Annotated in this window: 14 protein-coding genes; all 14 read left to right on the forward strand. The window is 67.2% G+C overall.

The features are described 5' to 3' along the window. The 14 genes from VMT65_RS27685 to VMT65_RS27750 all read left to right on the forward strand — a co-directional run bounded on the left by VMT65_RS27685 (window position 1) and on the right by VMT65_RS27750 (window position 14,001). Complete coding sequence (locus tag VMT65_RS27685) at window positions 1–936, forward strand: ferritin-like domain-containing protein (RefSeq protein ID WP_326311381.1); 936 nt, start codon at window positions 1–3, stop codon at window positions 934–936. Then, window positions 933–2,399: a flavin-containing monooxygenase gene (locus tag VMT65_RS27690; protein WP_326311382.1), complete on the forward strand. Its 1,467-nt coding sequence runs from the start codon at window positions 933–935 to the stop codon at window positions 2,397–2,399. Before VMT65_RS27685 ends, VMT65_RS27690 begins: the two co-directional genes overlap by 4 nt. A 55-nt stretch (window positions 2,400–2,454) precedes the next feature. Further along, window positions 2,455–3,222: a MerR family transcriptional regulator gene (locus tag VMT65_RS27695; RefSeq protein WP_326311383.1), complete on the forward strand. Its 768-nt coding sequence runs from the start codon at window positions 2,455–2,457 to the stop codon at window positions 3,220–3,222. 383 nt (window positions 3,223–3,605) lie between these two features. Next, window positions 3,606–4,679 (forward strand): ParB/RepB/Spo0J family partition protein, encoded by a 1,074-nt coding sequence (locus VMT65_RS27700; RefSeq protein ID WP_326311384.1) that lies wholly within the window; start codon window positions 3,606–3,608, stop codon window positions 4,677–4,679. A gap of 10 nt (window positions 4,680–4,689) precedes the next feature. Continuing rightward, window positions 4,690–5,514, forward strand: coding sequence for an alpha/beta fold hydrolase (locus VMT65_RS27705; protein ID WP_326311385.1), 825 nt, complete (start codon window positions 4,690–4,692; stop codon window positions 5,512–5,514). A 51-nt stretch (window positions 5,515–5,565) separates the two neighbouring features. Continuing rightward, entirely contained in the window at window positions 5,566–6,240 is a 675-nt protein-coding gene (locus VMT65_RS27710) for an SGNH/GDSL hydrolase family protein (RefSeq protein WP_326311386.1), read from the forward strand. Next, window positions 6,237–6,845: a TetR/AcrR family transcriptional regulator gene (locus VMT65_RS27715; protein ID WP_326311387.1), complete on the forward strand. Its 609-nt coding sequence runs from the start codon at window positions 6,237–6,239 to the stop codon at window positions 6,843–6,845. Before VMT65_RS27710 ends, VMT65_RS27715 begins: the two co-directional genes overlap by 4 nt. A gap of 48 nt (window positions 6,846–6,893) precedes the next feature. Continuing rightward, the gene (locus tag VMT65_RS27720) at window positions 6,894–8,327 is read left to right on the forward strand and encodes an MFS transporter (protein ID WP_326311388.1); all 1,434 of its coding nucleotides are present in this window, start codon (window positions 6,894–6,896) and stop codon (window positions 8,325–8,327) included. A gap of 198 nt (window positions 8,328–8,525) precedes the next feature. Then, window positions 8,526–9,008: a hypothetical protein gene (locus tag VMT65_RS27725; protein ID WP_326311389.1), complete on the forward strand. Its 483-nt coding sequence runs from the start codon at window positions 8,526–8,528 to the stop codon at window positions 9,006–9,008. Between the two features lie 11 nt (window positions 9,009–9,019). Beyond that, window positions 9,020–10,150 (forward strand): acyl-CoA dehydrogenase family protein, encoded by a 1,131-nt coding sequence (locus tag VMT65_RS27730; protein ID WP_326311390.1) that lies wholly within the window; start codon window positions 9,020–9,022, stop codon window positions 10,148–10,150. 10 nt (window positions 10,151–10,160) lie between these two features. Then, window positions 10,161–11,213 carry an SDR family oxidoreductase gene (locus tag VMT65_RS27735; RefSeq protein ID WP_326311391.1) on the forward strand — a complete coding sequence of 351 codons (1,053 nt, stop codon included), beginning with the start codon at window positions 10,161–10,163 and terminating at the stop codon, window positions 11,211–11,213. Next, window positions 11,210–12,496 carry an aspartate aminotransferase family protein gene (locus tag VMT65_RS27740; protein WP_326311392.1) on the forward strand — a complete coding sequence of 429 codons (1,287 nt, stop codon included), beginning with the start codon at window positions 11,210–11,212 and terminating at the stop codon, window positions 12,494–12,496. Before VMT65_RS27735 ends, VMT65_RS27740 begins: the two co-directional genes overlap by 4 nt. Before the next feature lie 12 nt (window positions 12,497–12,508). Next, the gene (locus tag VMT65_RS27745) at window positions 12,509–12,967 is read left to right on the forward strand and encodes a type II toxin-antitoxin system RatA family toxin (protein WP_326311394.1); all 459 of its coding nucleotides are present in this window, start codon (window positions 12,509–12,511) and stop codon (window positions 12,965–12,967) included. After that, a complete protein-coding gene (locus tag VMT65_RS27750) occupies window positions 12,964–14,001 on the forward strand; it encodes a DUF2156 domain-containing protein (protein ID WP_326311395.1) in 1,038 nt (345 codons plus the stop codon). The genes VMT65_RS27745 and VMT65_RS27750 overlap by 4 nt, the downstream gene beginning before the upstream one ends. The last annotated feature ends 11 nt before the right edge of the window (window positions 14,002–14,012 follow it).

Below are 14,012 nucleotides of genomic sequence, written 5' to 3' on the forward strand. Positions count from 1 at the left end.
ATGTCCGCCAAGAATCAAGCCTTCGATTTCGACAACATGCTGGCCAAGATCAAGTCCAAGCAGTGGGCCCTGGCCGATATCGACTGGGACGCACCGGGAGCCGAGCTCATCGACCCCGCGCTGCACGCCAAGCTGAAGCCGTTCATGGCCGATCTCATGTGGATCGAGAATGTCGGCGCCCGCGGGTTCGCTGCCATGGCCAAGAAGGCCCCGACGGCGACGCTGGCCGAGATCTACCGCTACTTCCACGCCGAGGAACAGCGGCACGCCAATGCCGAACTGGCGCTCATGCGGCGCTGGGGCATGCTCGACGGCGACGAGATCCCCGAACCCAATATCAATGTCAAGCTGGTCATCGACTTCCTGGACAAGCATTCCGACGGCATGTCGCTGTCGTTCCTGGGCACCGTCATTCCCATGCTCGAGGTGGCCCTGGACGGCGCGCTGATCAAGTTCGTCACCGACGAGATCTCCGACCCGGTCGCGCAGGAGGTCTTCAAGCGGATCAACAATGACGAATCCCGGCATCTGGCCACCGATTACGCGGTCATGGAGCTGCTCGGCCACGCCAGCGCGCGCAAGCTGGCCATCGATCTGGTGGGCGGCTGGGTCAAGCCGTCGCTCATGATCGGGGTGCTCAGCTACGTGCCGCTGCTGAACAAGATGCGCGACAACATTGTCGAGATGGGCGTGAACGAGGAGAAGCTCTACGCCGCCATGGCCCGGTTCAAGCAGGTGGGGGAGCGCAATCCGATCGCCAACCGGGTGCCCATGTACCGGATCGTGAAGATGCACGCGGGCTGGGTCATCAACCGCGACCACCCGTATCACCTGCTCGCGGACGGCCTGGTCAAGCTGACCGGGGCCATTCCCGAGCGCCTGCTGCCCGCGCAGCCGACCTGGTCCAAGGAACTCACCTACGAGCCGGTCGCGTGAGCGCGGGGAGCACGCCACTGGACGTGGCGATCATCGGAGCGGGCTTCGCGGGCATCGGTGCGGCGATCAGGCTGCGCCAGAAGGGCATCGGCGATTTCGCGATCTTCGAGCGCGGGGAACGGGTGGGTGGCACCTGGCGCGACAACACCTATCCCGGTGCGGCCTGCGATATTCCGTCGCGGCTGTACTCCTACAGCTTCGCGCCGAACCCGGACTGGTCCCACACCTATTCGGGCAGTAGGGAAATCCTCGGATACATCGACTCCATGGTCGAGCAGTTCGGCATCCGGCCGTTCATCCACTTCGGGCACAACGTGTCCGGGCTTGCCTTCGACGAGGAGGCCGGACTCTGGACCGTCTCGTTCGCCGAGGGTCGTCCGGATGTGCTGGCGCGCACGGTGATTCTGGCCTCGGGTCCGCTGGCCAATGCCGGATTCCCGGATATCAAGGGGCTCGACACCTATGAGGGCCACAAGATCCACAGCGCGCGTTGGGATCACGACTACGACTTCACCGGCAAGAAGGTGGCGGTGGTCGGCACCGGGGCCAGCGCCGTGCAGATCATTCCGGAACTGGTGAAACAGGCCGCCTCGGTGAAGGTCTTCCAGCGCACGCCCGGCTGGGTGCTGCCCCGGGTGAATCGGCGCACCACCGGCCTCACCAAACAGGTGTACCGCCGCGTGCCGCTCACCCAGACCTTGGCGCGGGAAGCCTGGTTCTGGGGACACGAGTCGGTGGCGCTGGGCGTGGTGTGGAATACGCCGCTGACCCGGGTCGTGGAACAGGTCGCGCTCGCGCATCTGCGGGCCCAGGTGCGTGATCCGTGGCTGCGCCGCCAGCTCACCCCGGATTTCCGGGCGGGCTGCAAGCGCCTGCTGATGAGCAGCGACTACTACCCGGCGCTGCAGCGCGAGAACTGCAAGCTGATCACCTGGCCCATCGCCGAGATCTCGCCGCGGGGCATCCGCACCGCAGAGGGCATCGAGCACCGCTTCGACTGCATTGTCTTCGCCACCGGGTTCGAGGTGTCCAAACAGGGCACGCCGATTCCGGTGACCGGTCGCGACGGCCGGGTGCTCGCCGACGAATGGCGCGGGGGCGCATACGCGTTCAAGAGCGTCACGGTGGCCGGATACCCGAATCTGTTCCTCACCTTCGGGCCGAACTCCGGTCCCGGCCACAATTCGGCGCTGGTCTACATGGAGGCGCAGATCGACTATCTGACCGACGCCATCAAGATCGTGCTGGACGGCACCGCGCGCACCCTGGAGCCCCGACGGGATCGGCAGGACCGCTACAACCGTCGCCTGCAGCGCCGGTTGACGGCCACCACCTGGAACTCCGGCTGCCGCAGCTGGTATCTGACCGAGGACGGCTTCAACGCCACCATGTACCCCGGTTTCGGCACCCAGTACGCCCGCCAGCTGGCCGCGGTGCACCTGGCGGACTACGACCTGCGCTAATGTCGTGGCCGATCGATGATTCGGGTGGTCGGCGGAAAGGACGGGTGCGATACGGATGGCGGAGTACCGCATCGACGATCTCGCCCAGGCCGCCGGGACCACCACCCGCAATGTGCGGGCGTATCAGGAGAAGGGCCTGCTCCCCACGCCGACCCGGCGCAGCGGGCGGGCCCTGATCTACGACGAGACGCATCTGGCGCGGTTGCGCATCATCGACGCGCTGCTGCAGCGCGGTTTCACCATCGCGCACATCGCGGATTTCATCACCAGCTGGGAGACCGGCAAGGACCTCACCGAGATCCTGGGCTTGCAGAGCGCGGTCACCGCCACCTGGGGTAAATCCGAAGCGCCCGTGGAGATTCCGCGCGAACTCATCGACACCTTCTTCGGCGAGACCGAGGACCACCCGGTCGATCGCGATCAGCTCGCCCGCCTGGAGGAACTCGGCCTGGTCCGGCTGCACGGTGACACCGCCGAGCTCACCCGCCCCGATCTGCTCGAAACCTTCGCGTCCCTGAGCTCCTACGGTTTCCGCCTGCCGGGCATCATCGACCTGCACGCCGCCATCGTCGACCGGCTCGAGGACATCGCGCGGCTGATGGTGGTCGCCGCCAAGGACCACATTGTCGACCAGCACGGTCCCGGGTGGCTCCCGGATTCCGACGCGGAGGTCGCGGCCACCGCCGAAATGCTCACGCATCTGCGCGATCTCGGCGTCCGGGCGGTGCGGGACAGCCTCGATCAGGCCCTCGACAAGGTGCTGGAGTCCGAACTCGGCGCGTATCTGGAGATGGCCGCGCGCAAGCGCGGCGCGCAGGGCTGATCCCGAGCGGCAGGAATAAGCCCGAGCGGCCGGGATGAGCCCGAGCGCCACCGCCGTCGAGGGCTGTCGACGCCGACCCGGTACGCCGACCGCTCATCGACGGTAAGCGACCGCTCGCCGACCGTTCGTCGCACGCATCGGCGGTTGGTCGGTCGCGATGCCGCGCGTCCCGCTCTCCCCCTAGCTTGAAAACACACCGTTTCCGAATATCTCGTCCGGCCTCGCTGACGCGGCTCGGATGGGTTTCGTCCGCGCGCTGGCGGACGTGGCTTTTCTAGATCGCACGGGGGTGCTCGATGATCCACGACAACTTCCCTCCGACCTACCTCGCTCTCCTGCCCACTGACCGAGCCCGCGCGATGCGGCTGGACCGGTGAGCCGTCATGGGCAATATTGCCGAGGCACAGGGCAATTCGCTCGCAACGCTGATCCTGCAATGGGACTCGCTGTCGAATCGGCTTCCGGTTGAACAGATTCCGGTGGCGGCGCTACGGGCGTCGCGATCGCCGCGGCTGGGCGGTGTCAACGCCGAGCATGCGCGGTTGCTCGCCCAGGTGGCGACCGAGCTGCCGCCGATCCTGGTTCACCGGCCGACCATGCAGGTGGTCGATGGCATGCACCGGGTGACGGCCGCCCGCGCCCGGGGCGCGGACACGATCGCGGCCAGGCTCTTCGACGGGGAGGTCGACGACCTGTTCGCGATGGCGGTGCGCGCCAATGTCGCACACGGGATGGCACTGACACTGGCCGAACGCAAGAGCGCCGTGCTGGGCCTGCTCGCCTCGCATCCGGACTGGTCGGATCGATTGATCGCCGCCGCCACCGGGCTGTCGAACAAGACGGTCGGCGCGATCCGCCGAACCGCAACTGAGGAAAAGTCACAGTTGCTGCCGCGCGTGGGACGCGACGGTCGGCGGCACCCGGTGAGCAGCGCCGAGGCCAGAACCGCGGCGGCCGAACTGTTCCGCAACGACCCGGAGGCGTCGGTCGCGTCGGTGGCGGTGGCATCCGGATTGTCCGAGGGGACGGTTCGCGATGTTCGAGCGCGGGTTCGCCGCGGCGAGGATCCCGCGCCGGGACGCCGCGAGCGGGGCGGGGAGGCCCGGCTCGCACGGCGTCGCGTGGTTGCGACCAAGTCGTCGCGGCGCAATGGATCCGATTCGCCCGCAGCGGCTTTCGAACGATTGCGCCGGGATCCGGCGCTGCGCTTCAGCGAGAACGGCCGGGTGCTGCTGCGCTCCCTGTCCGCGCCGATGGCCGCCGCGCGCGACTTCGAGGCCCTGATCGAGTCGATCCCGCCGCACAGCGTGCTGCTCGTCGCGAAGTTGGCCCGGCAGAACGCGTGGGAGTGGAGCGCCCTGGCCGAGCGGCTCGATCAGGATCCCGGCCTCGTGGACGTGCTGCACGTGCTGGCGGAGCCGGAGCCGCTCGACGATCGAAACACCAAGGCGGGATAGGAGATTAACCATGCGAATGCAACCACCCGCACTGATCCGCACCGGCCGTGGCGAGCCGGTGCTGCTGCTGCACGGCTTGATGATGTCCCACCACAACTGGCGGCGGGTGATCGACCGGCTGGCCGACGATCACGAACTGCTCGCGGTGACCATGCCCGGGCACTGGGGCGGGCCACCGCTGCCCCGATCCGAACGGACGCTGCGGGGCCTGGTCGACGGCGTCGAGCGGATGCTCGACGAGGCCGGTTGGCCGACCTGCCACATCGTCGGCAATTCTCTGGGCGGTTGGGTCGCACTGGAATTGGCGAAACGCGGTCGTGCCCGCAGTGTCGTCGTGATCGCCGCCGCCGGGGCGTGGCGGCACCATTCCGTGCCGCATTTCGCGGTCGCGTCGAAGTTCTTCGCGCTCGCCCCGCTGGTCGCGCTGCGCGGGCTGGTCGGCGGCCTGCCCGCGCGAATTCCCTTGATACGCAACCTGTTGCTGCGAATCGTCAGCGTGCGCCCCGATGCGGTCGAGACGGTGGACGCCCAGAACTACGTCTACGCCAGCATGCACAGCCTGGGCTACCTGGCGATCGTGTGGTCGGATCTGCGGCGCGGCGGCATGCGCGAGATCGAGAAGATCGCCACGCCGGTCCAGGTGGTGCTCTGCGAGCGCGACCGCATCCTCCCGCCGCGGCACTATTCGCGGCTCTATGTCGATCGGCTGCCGCAGGCCGGACCACCGATCGTGCTGCGCGACCTCGGTCACGTCCCGATGCTCGAAAACCCCGACGTCATCGCCGACATCATCCGGACCTCGATCGCCGCGGCCGGTGAGCAGGTGGCGACCTGACCCGAGAACCGCGGCATTGCTAGAAGATACGATCGACCGTATTCTTTTTTTATGACCGTTACTGAACAGCCTTTGACCGAAGAGACGGATCCGGACGTTCTCGCCCCGCAACTCGCCGCCGCGCTGCTGCACGACGCACCGTGGCGGCGGTTCGCGTCGTTCGGGGACAGCCTGTCGGCGGGTGTCTGCGGCCCGACCCCGGGCTATGAGCACCTGGGCTGGGTCGGCCGGGTGGAGCGGGTGCTGCGCATGGTCTACCCGGACCTGGCCTACCTCAATACCTCCAAAGTCGGTGCCACCACCGCGCAGGCGCTCGCCGAGCAGCGGCAGTTGATCGAGGACTTCAAACCCGATCTGCTGCATGTGAACAGCGGCGCGAACGACATCGTGCGGCGCAACCCCGATTGGGACCAGATCGAGGCCGGGTTGCGTGAGATGTGGGTGTGGGCGGCCGGTACGGGCGCGCAACTGACGGTGTTCACCCTGGTCCGCCGGTTCGTCATCCCCGTGTTCCCGGACTGGACCGATCGGGTCGCCCGGCTCAACGACATCACGCGCAAGCTCGCCGGTGAATTCGACGCCGCGCTCGTCGACTCGTGGGACCACCCGATCAACGAGCGGGCGAACCTGGTGAGCGAGGACAAGATTCACGTCGCCAGTGGCGGACAGGCGGTCCTGGCGACCTTGATGGTGAAAGAGCTGGCCTATCGGCTGCCGTCGCGATGACGGACAAACGACTCCTGCGCGGGGCGCGGACGCGGCGAATCGCGCTCGACAAGGCGGTCGACATCGCGTCGCTCGAGAGCCTCGAGGGCCTGAGTTTCGGGCGTCTGGCCGCCGAGTCCGGTTCGAGCAAGGCCGGGCTTCAGACCCTGTTCGGGTCCAAGGAAAGCCTGCAGCTGGCGACCGTCGACCATGCCCGAATGTTGTTCAACGACTTCGTCACCCGGCCCGCACTCGCGAAACCCCGAGGGGTGCAGCGCGTTCGGGCCTTGGTCGAGCGCTGGATCGGCTATGCCGAAAAGCCCCTCTTCGCGGGCGGCTGTTTCCAGGCCGCCAATCTCGCCGAGTTCGACAGCAGGCCCGGCCCCGTGCGTGACGCGCTCGTCCGCACCCAGCGGGCCTGGATCGACCTGCTGTCGACCGAACTCGGCCGGGCCGTCGCGCAGGGCGAAATCGCCGAACTGGACCGCGATCTCGTGGCCTTTCAGATCGATGCCGTGCTGCGCGCGGCGAATACGGAATTCCGTCTCGGGCACGAGGGTGTCGGCGACTGGATCCGGCGTTCGGTGGAGGGCCTGCTGGTTCCGCGGAATCGATTGCGCGCGTAGTTCATTCCCGCGGTTGTTAATACATACGAGCGACCGTATTCTTTTGGTATGACCCTCTCTGAACCAAGGCAGACCGCCACATCCGTGCCAGTGCCCGAACAACGGGAACGGGACCGCTCGACGCTGATCCTGCTCACGCTGTGTTCGGCCGCCTTCATGGCCATGCTCGATGTCTTCGTCGTCAATGTCGCCTTCCGGTCCATCGGTGAAGCCTTTGCCAGATCCTCGCTCTCGAACCTCAGCTGGATCCTGAACGGGTACACGATCGTGTTCGCGGCCCTGCTCATTCCGGCCGGGCGACTGGCCGACCGCTACGGCCGCAAGGCCGGATTCATCGTCGGGCTCTCGGTGTTCGCGGGGGCCAGCCTGGCCTGCGCGCTGGCACCGAACCTCTGGTGGCTCATCGCATTCCGGGTCCTGCAGGCCGCGGGCGCGGCGGCCCTGCTGCCGACCAGCCTCGGGCTGCTGCTTACCGCGCTGCCGGTGGAACGGCGGGCCGGGGCGGTGAAGATCTGGGCCACCTCGACCTCGCTGGCCGCCGCCGTCGGGCCGGTGGTCGGCGGAGCGCTGGTGAAGGCGTCGTGGCAGTGGGTGTTCCTGATCAATGTTCCGATCGGCGTGCTGGCCCTGATCGGTGTCGTCCTCCTGCTGCCCGAGACGAAAGGCCCGGTGCAGTCCAAGATTCCGGACATCCTCGGCGCTGCCGTTCTCGCCCTCGCCCTCGGTGCGCTGTCACTGGCGTTGGTGAAGGGCCAGGAATGGGGGTGGAGCGGGACCGCGACCGTGGTCTCGTTCGTGGTGGCGGCGATCGCGTTCGCGACGGTCGTCGTGCGCGTCCTGCGGCATCCCGCACCGATCATCGATCCGACCCTGCTGAAGGTGCGGTCCTTCTTCTGGGCGAACGTGACGACCATCCTGTTCTGCACGGCCTTCGGCGCGGTGCTGCCCAGCGTGATCTTTCGACTGGAGACCGGCGCGCACTACGACACCCTGATCACCGGCTTGGCGGTGGCGCCCGGGCCGCTGATGGTTCCGTTCTTCGCCGCGGTGAGCCAGCGGGTCGGCCGCTACCTGTCGGTGGCCTGGGTCGTCGCGATCGGCAACGTGCTCGTCGGCCTGGGCGCGGTGGTAATGGCGGTGAGTGCGCGCGAACAGGTGCACTACGCGACGCAACTGCTGCCGGGCTGGCTCATCGTCGGTATCGGCGTCGGCTTCACACTGCCCAATCTGTTGGCCAAGGCCACCGTGGACCTGCCGCCCGCCCAGGTGTCGACGGGTAGCGCCATCGTCAACACCAGCCGTCAGCTGGGCTACGTCTTCGGCGTCGTCATGCTGGTCGCGATCCTCGGCACCTTGACCGCCGCGACGAATTCCGATGCGCTCGACTCGTTCCGCTGGGGCTGGTGGGCCATTGCCGCGGTCGGGTTGCTGAGCACCTTCACCGCGTTCGGCATCGCGCCCGCGCGCAGCGCCGACAAGTAGATATACCGAGTTCCACTGATTCACCGGCTGCCCACCGGCGCGTTCACTCGCTGAACGCCGGTGGGTAGCCGTTTTTTCATATGCGTTTGCAGCCCGCCGCGAAATTTGAGTTTTTGACAAATTCGCATTCCCATGCCTGTTTTGAATCGTCTTTGTGGTCGCTTGACGTTCGGCGCGAATCGGCTGATTCTCTTCGCTATGGACAATGTGAACCGATTCGAGACCAAGGCCACCCATACGCTCGCTCGTGCCGAGTGGTTTCTCGGGTTGGTCACCGCAGTTGTCGTTGCTATCATCCATATCGGCCAGATCAACTGGGCGGTATTCATCGGACTATTTCTGGTCATTGATCTCATCGGGTACATCCCGGGTGCCATCGCCTATCGGCGTAGTTCGGACCATCGAATCCCCAAGGGCTATTACGTCGCCTACAACGTGATGCACAGCCTCCTGACCTCGGGAGCGATTGCCGCGATATGGTCGCTGATCTTCGGTCCCGAATGGGCACTGCTTGCCCTACCTATTCACTTGTTCGGCGATCGCGCGCTTTTCGGGAATACCATGAAGCCCTTCGGCATCTCGTTCGAGCCGGTGAAACTCCCGCAGTTCGAGGGTTTCGAGCGCGCCTACCGCCGCGTCGATTCCGCGCCCAGCTCGTCCAGTTCGCTGGCGAATTTCTGAGAGCTCATGACATGTCTTTTCTGCAGCGCGAACGAATGGCCCTGGAACAGTTCTTCCCCGGCCTCGACAAGGCCTTGGCCGATATTCTACTCGACGACCTGGAAAGCCCCGGATCGCCCGGCATCGAATTGCTGAGACAGGCCGGGGGAGTCGGCCTGGTCATTCCGGTCGAATTCAAGGGCAAGGGGGCGAGCGCCCTCGACGCGGTCCGCGTCCAGCGCGCGCTGGGCGCCCGGTCACCCTCGCTGGCGGTCGCTTCCACCATGCACCACTTCTCGGTCTCGAGCCTGGTGCTGCTGGCCGCGAACGGCGGCAAGGAATGGCTGCTGCTCGAGGCCGTCGCCGCCAACGACATGCTGGTGGCGTCGGGCTTCGCGGAGGGCCGACCGGACGGCCGCATTCTGGCGCCGACCATGGACGCCACCGTGGTTCCCGAGGGCGTGCGGGTCAGCGGGCTCAAGCGTCCGTGCAGCCTGGCCCGGTCGATGGATCTGCTCACCGCCAGCCTGCGCCTGCCCGCGCCCGACGGCAGTGGCGACCGGCTCGCCGTGGCGCTGATCCCGGCCAAGGACCCCGGGGTCACGGTCTCGCCGTTCTGGTCCAGTTTCGCGCTCGCGGGCGCCGAGAGCGATCAGGTGCGCATCGACAACGTCTTGGTGCCCGAGGCGCTGGTGGTGCTCACCGAGGTCACCGACGAGGGTCGTCTCGACAGCATCCAGACCGCGGGGTTCGTCTGGTTCGAACTGCTCATGTCGGCCTCCTACCTCGGTGCGGCCAGTGCCCTGGTCGAGCAGTTGGTGGATGTCGATCAGGTATCCGAAACCGAACGGCTGCAGCTGATCTCACGGCTGGAAGGGGCGGCCGCCGGTATCGAGAACATCGCCCGCCAGGTGCCGGACTCGGTCACCGATTCGCGGCTGCTGGTCGACACGCTCCTGGTGCGCTACGCGGTCCAGGACGCCATTGCCGCCGTGGTTCCCAAGGCGGTCGAGCTGCTCGGCGGCTTGCGGTTCATGACCGCGAACGACATCGGATACCTGTCCGCGGCCGTCCACGGCCTCGGCTTCCACCCGCCGTCCCGGGGGCGGATGGCCGGACCGCTCACCCGGTATTTCGCCGGTAGCCCGCTCGAGATCGTCTGAAGGACAAGCGATGACCACAGAGATGACGTGGCGTAAGAAGACCATTCTGCTCACCGGCGCGGCCGGAGTCGTCGGCCGGGCCCTGATCGATGAACTGGCACCGGATTTCGACATCGTGTGCATGCGCCATCGCACCCCGGTCGCCGATGTCCGGGTCAGCGAATTCGGCGGATCGTTCGACGAGCCGCGGCTGGGGATGTCCGCCGACGACTACGCGGTGCTGGTGCGTCGGGTGGACGCGATCGTCCACGCGGCGGCGGCCACCAGTTGGAAGGAGGACCCGGCCCGGATCCGCGAGGTCAATCTGGGCGGACCGACCGCGCTGTTGCGGCTGGCCGAGCAGGCCTCGGTACCGCTGTATTTCCTCAGCACCGCATTCGTGGCGAATCCGCCAGCGGCGAACGGGCATTCGCCGGGAGCCGCCGCCTACGTGCACTCCAAGATCGAGGCCGAGGAGCTGGTGCGGTCGCATCCGGCCGCCAGCGTGATTCTGCGACCCTCGATCATTACCGGTGATTCGGTGGACGGCCGGATGTCCCAATTCCAGGGCATCCATGCGGTATTGGGCGCGATCGTGCGCGGGGCCGCGCCGATGATCCCCATGCCCGCGGACGCGTTGATCGATTTCGTGCCACAGGATCTCGTGGCGGCGGTCATCGGCAAACTGCTCCGCGAGGGCGTCGAGACCGGCGAATTCTGGCTCACCGCGGGCGATCAGTCCCTCAACGCCCGCGACATCATGGACCTGTGCATGGGCCTGGCCGCCGAGCTGGGGCTGGCGACCAAGGAGCCGCGCCTCATCCCGACCGAGGCCGTGGACCGTTTGATCATTCCGCTGCTCGAGGATTCGCTGCCGCCCAAGCTGGCGGCGAAGTTCCGCGACCTGCTCGAGTTCTCCTGGCTGTTCCAGAGCGCCGAGCCGCTGCCGAATTCCCTGCCGGAGTTGGGATTCGGCAAGCAGATCGAAAAAGACGCGCTGCATCGGGCCGCCTACAACTCGATGTACTACTGGGCCCGGGTCAAGGGGCTCGCCCCGGCCGACGGCAAGGTGCGGGTCGCATGACCGCCCTCGAGAACGACACGTGGGCGGGCGAATTCGATATTCGGTCGCGTCTGGACGAGACCGAGGCGCTGTGCCGGGCGCATTCGGGCGTCGGGCGCGCCGCGCTCGGACGTCTACTGGGCGGAATGCAGGAGATCGCCTCGCAGGGTGCGTGGGTCACCGTGCACGACGGGCGGCGCTTCCTCAATTTCGGCGGGCACGGGGTGTATCTGCTCGGACACCGGCACCCGGTCGTGACGGCGGCGGTGCACCGGCAGATCGACGAGCATCCGATGTCCACCCGGGTGTTCTTCGAACCGGTCGCGATTCACGCCGCGGCGGATCTGGCCGCGGTGGCACCCGCCGGACTGGACCTGGTGCACTTCGTCAACTCCGGCGCCGAGGCCACCGAGGCGGCGCTGAAACTGGCTCGCGCACACGGCAAATCCGCGCTCGTCACCACGCACAACGGGTTCCACGGCAAGACGCTCGGGGCCTTGAGCGTGACGGCGCGGCGGGTCTTCCAGGAGCCGTTCGAGCCGCTGCTGCCGGACGTGACGGTGGTGCCGTACGGGGATGCCGACGCGCTCGACACGGCGCTGGCGGCGGTGGCGGGGCGCGGTGTGTTCATTGTCGAACCGGTGCAGGGCGAGGGCGGGGTGATCGTGCCTCCGGCGGGTTACCTTGCCGCCGCGGCGGATTCGTGCCGTCGGCACGATGTGCTGCTGATCGTCGACGAGATCCAGACCGGACTGGGTCGGCTGGGCAGCTGGTGGGGTGTCGACGATGAGGGCGTCACCCCCGACATCATGCTGGTCGGCAAGGGCCTGTCCGGCGGGGTGGTCCCGATCGGCGCGGTGGTCACCACCGCGCAGCTCTACGCGCCCTTCGCCAAGGACCCCTACCTGCACTCGTCGACCTTCGCGGCCTCGCCGATCGCGTGCGCGGCGGCGTCCGCGGCGATCCGTGCCCTGCGCGCGGAGAACATCGTCTCCCGAGCCGCCGGGCTGGGTGAACGGCTGATCGACGCGGTGCGCGAGATCGTTTCGAGCCACCCCGGGTCCGGTCCGATCGAGGTGCGGGGCCGGGGCCTGCTGATCGGCATCGAATTCCCGGAGCCGGGACTGGTCGGCGATCTCTACCTGAACCTGGTGGATCGCGGTGTGCTGGTCAATCATTCGCTCAATTCCCCGACCGTCCTGCGGCTCACGCCGCCCGCGGTGCTGTCGGCGGACGAATTGGATTTGTTCACAACGGTATTCGCCGAGGCATTGGCACAGACCCTGTCGCGGTCGGCGTCGTAGCGAGGAATCATCATGCGCACTGTCACTCTGTCCTTCGTCTGTCCGGGCATCGATCCGGTCGCCGCCTTCGATCGCATCAGCGACTTCGAGAGCTATCCGAACCTCACCGACGCGGTGGTGGCCGTCGAGATCCAGCCCGGCGAGGGTGTCGGGGTCGTCTCGAGCTGGACGGTCAAGTTCCGCAAGGGTCTGCTGCGCTGGACCGAGCACGATGTGCTCGATCGCGAGGCCGGCGAGATCGAATTCCGGCAATTGGAAGGGGATTTCGAGATCTTCGACGGTGCCTGGCGGGTGCGCCCGGCGCAAGCGGGTTCGGAGGTGGTCTTCGACGCGCGTTTCGACCTCGGGATCCCCTCGCTCGCCGAGCTGCTCGATCCGGTCGCCGAAGCCGCGCTGAGCGACAATATCGCGCTCATCCTGGCGGGCCTGTTCGGCGAGATCCGCCAAGTCGCGCCGATGGTCAGATCATGACGGTCACGCAGGGGCACGCGCCCGGCCCCCGGGACGTGCTCGGCCAACGTGACGTGCTCGACGTCGTGCGCGATCTGGGGCAGAGCTCCTCGGTCTTCCTGGCGCTCAACGAGGGCAACCGCTATTTCACGGTGCCCGAGCGTCGGGGCCTGATCACCTATCGGCCCGCGGGCCGCCGGTACTGGGTGCAGTTCACCGGGGCCTGTGCCGCCGAGGCCGATCGGGCCGCGCTCGATCACGCCTTCGCCGCCGCGGCCGGGGACGCCGGAAAGCGGGTCATCGCCGTGCAATTGGGCCGCGGCGACGCCGAACGCGCCGTCGCGGATCACTGGGTGGTGAATCAGTTCGGGTGTTCCTACAGCATCGATTTGACGGTGTTCGGGCTGCGCGGCCAGAAATTCGTCAAGACGCGCAATATGATCACCCGCTCGCGACGCGAGGGCGTCACCGTCTCCGAGGCCGCATCGGGGCGGCTGGCCGATCCGGACTTCGCCGCGCAGCTGGACGGCATCGACGCCGCCTGGCTGCGGAACAAGGGCCGCCACGTCAAGGAACTGCGGTTGATGATCGGGGAGCGCGGTGGCGCGGTCCAGGGTCAGCGCCGGTTGTTCGTCGCCGAGGCGGGCGGCCGGGTCGTGGCCTACATCTCCTATTCGCCGGTCTTCGGCGACCGGGCGGGGTGGCTCTACGACCTGACCCGCCGCGCCCCCGACGCGCCGCCGGGCGTGATCGAACACGTCTTCGCCGAAGCGGCGCAGACCTTCAAGGACGAGGGCGCGGGGTGGCTGCATCTGGGCCTGACGCCGTTCGTCGGACTGGAACCGAGCTACGACCTGCCCGGCGCGTCCCGGCTGTTGGCCCGGGCGCTCGCGCTCATCGGCGAGCGCGGCGCGGCGCTGTATCCCGCCAAGACTCAACTGGCTTTCAAACTCAAGTGGCGTCCGCAACTGGTGACGCCCGAATACATCGCATTCCCCGGCCGCATTCGCTTGCGAGACATCTGGTGTCTGGCCCGGGCGACCAATTCGCTCTGAAGGAAACAATC

Source organism: Nocardia sp. CDC153 (assembly GCF_035818515.1).
In the GTDB taxonomy this organism is placed as follows: domain Bacteria; phylum Actinomycetota; class Actinomycetes; order Mycobacteriales; family Mycobacteriaceae; genus Nocardia.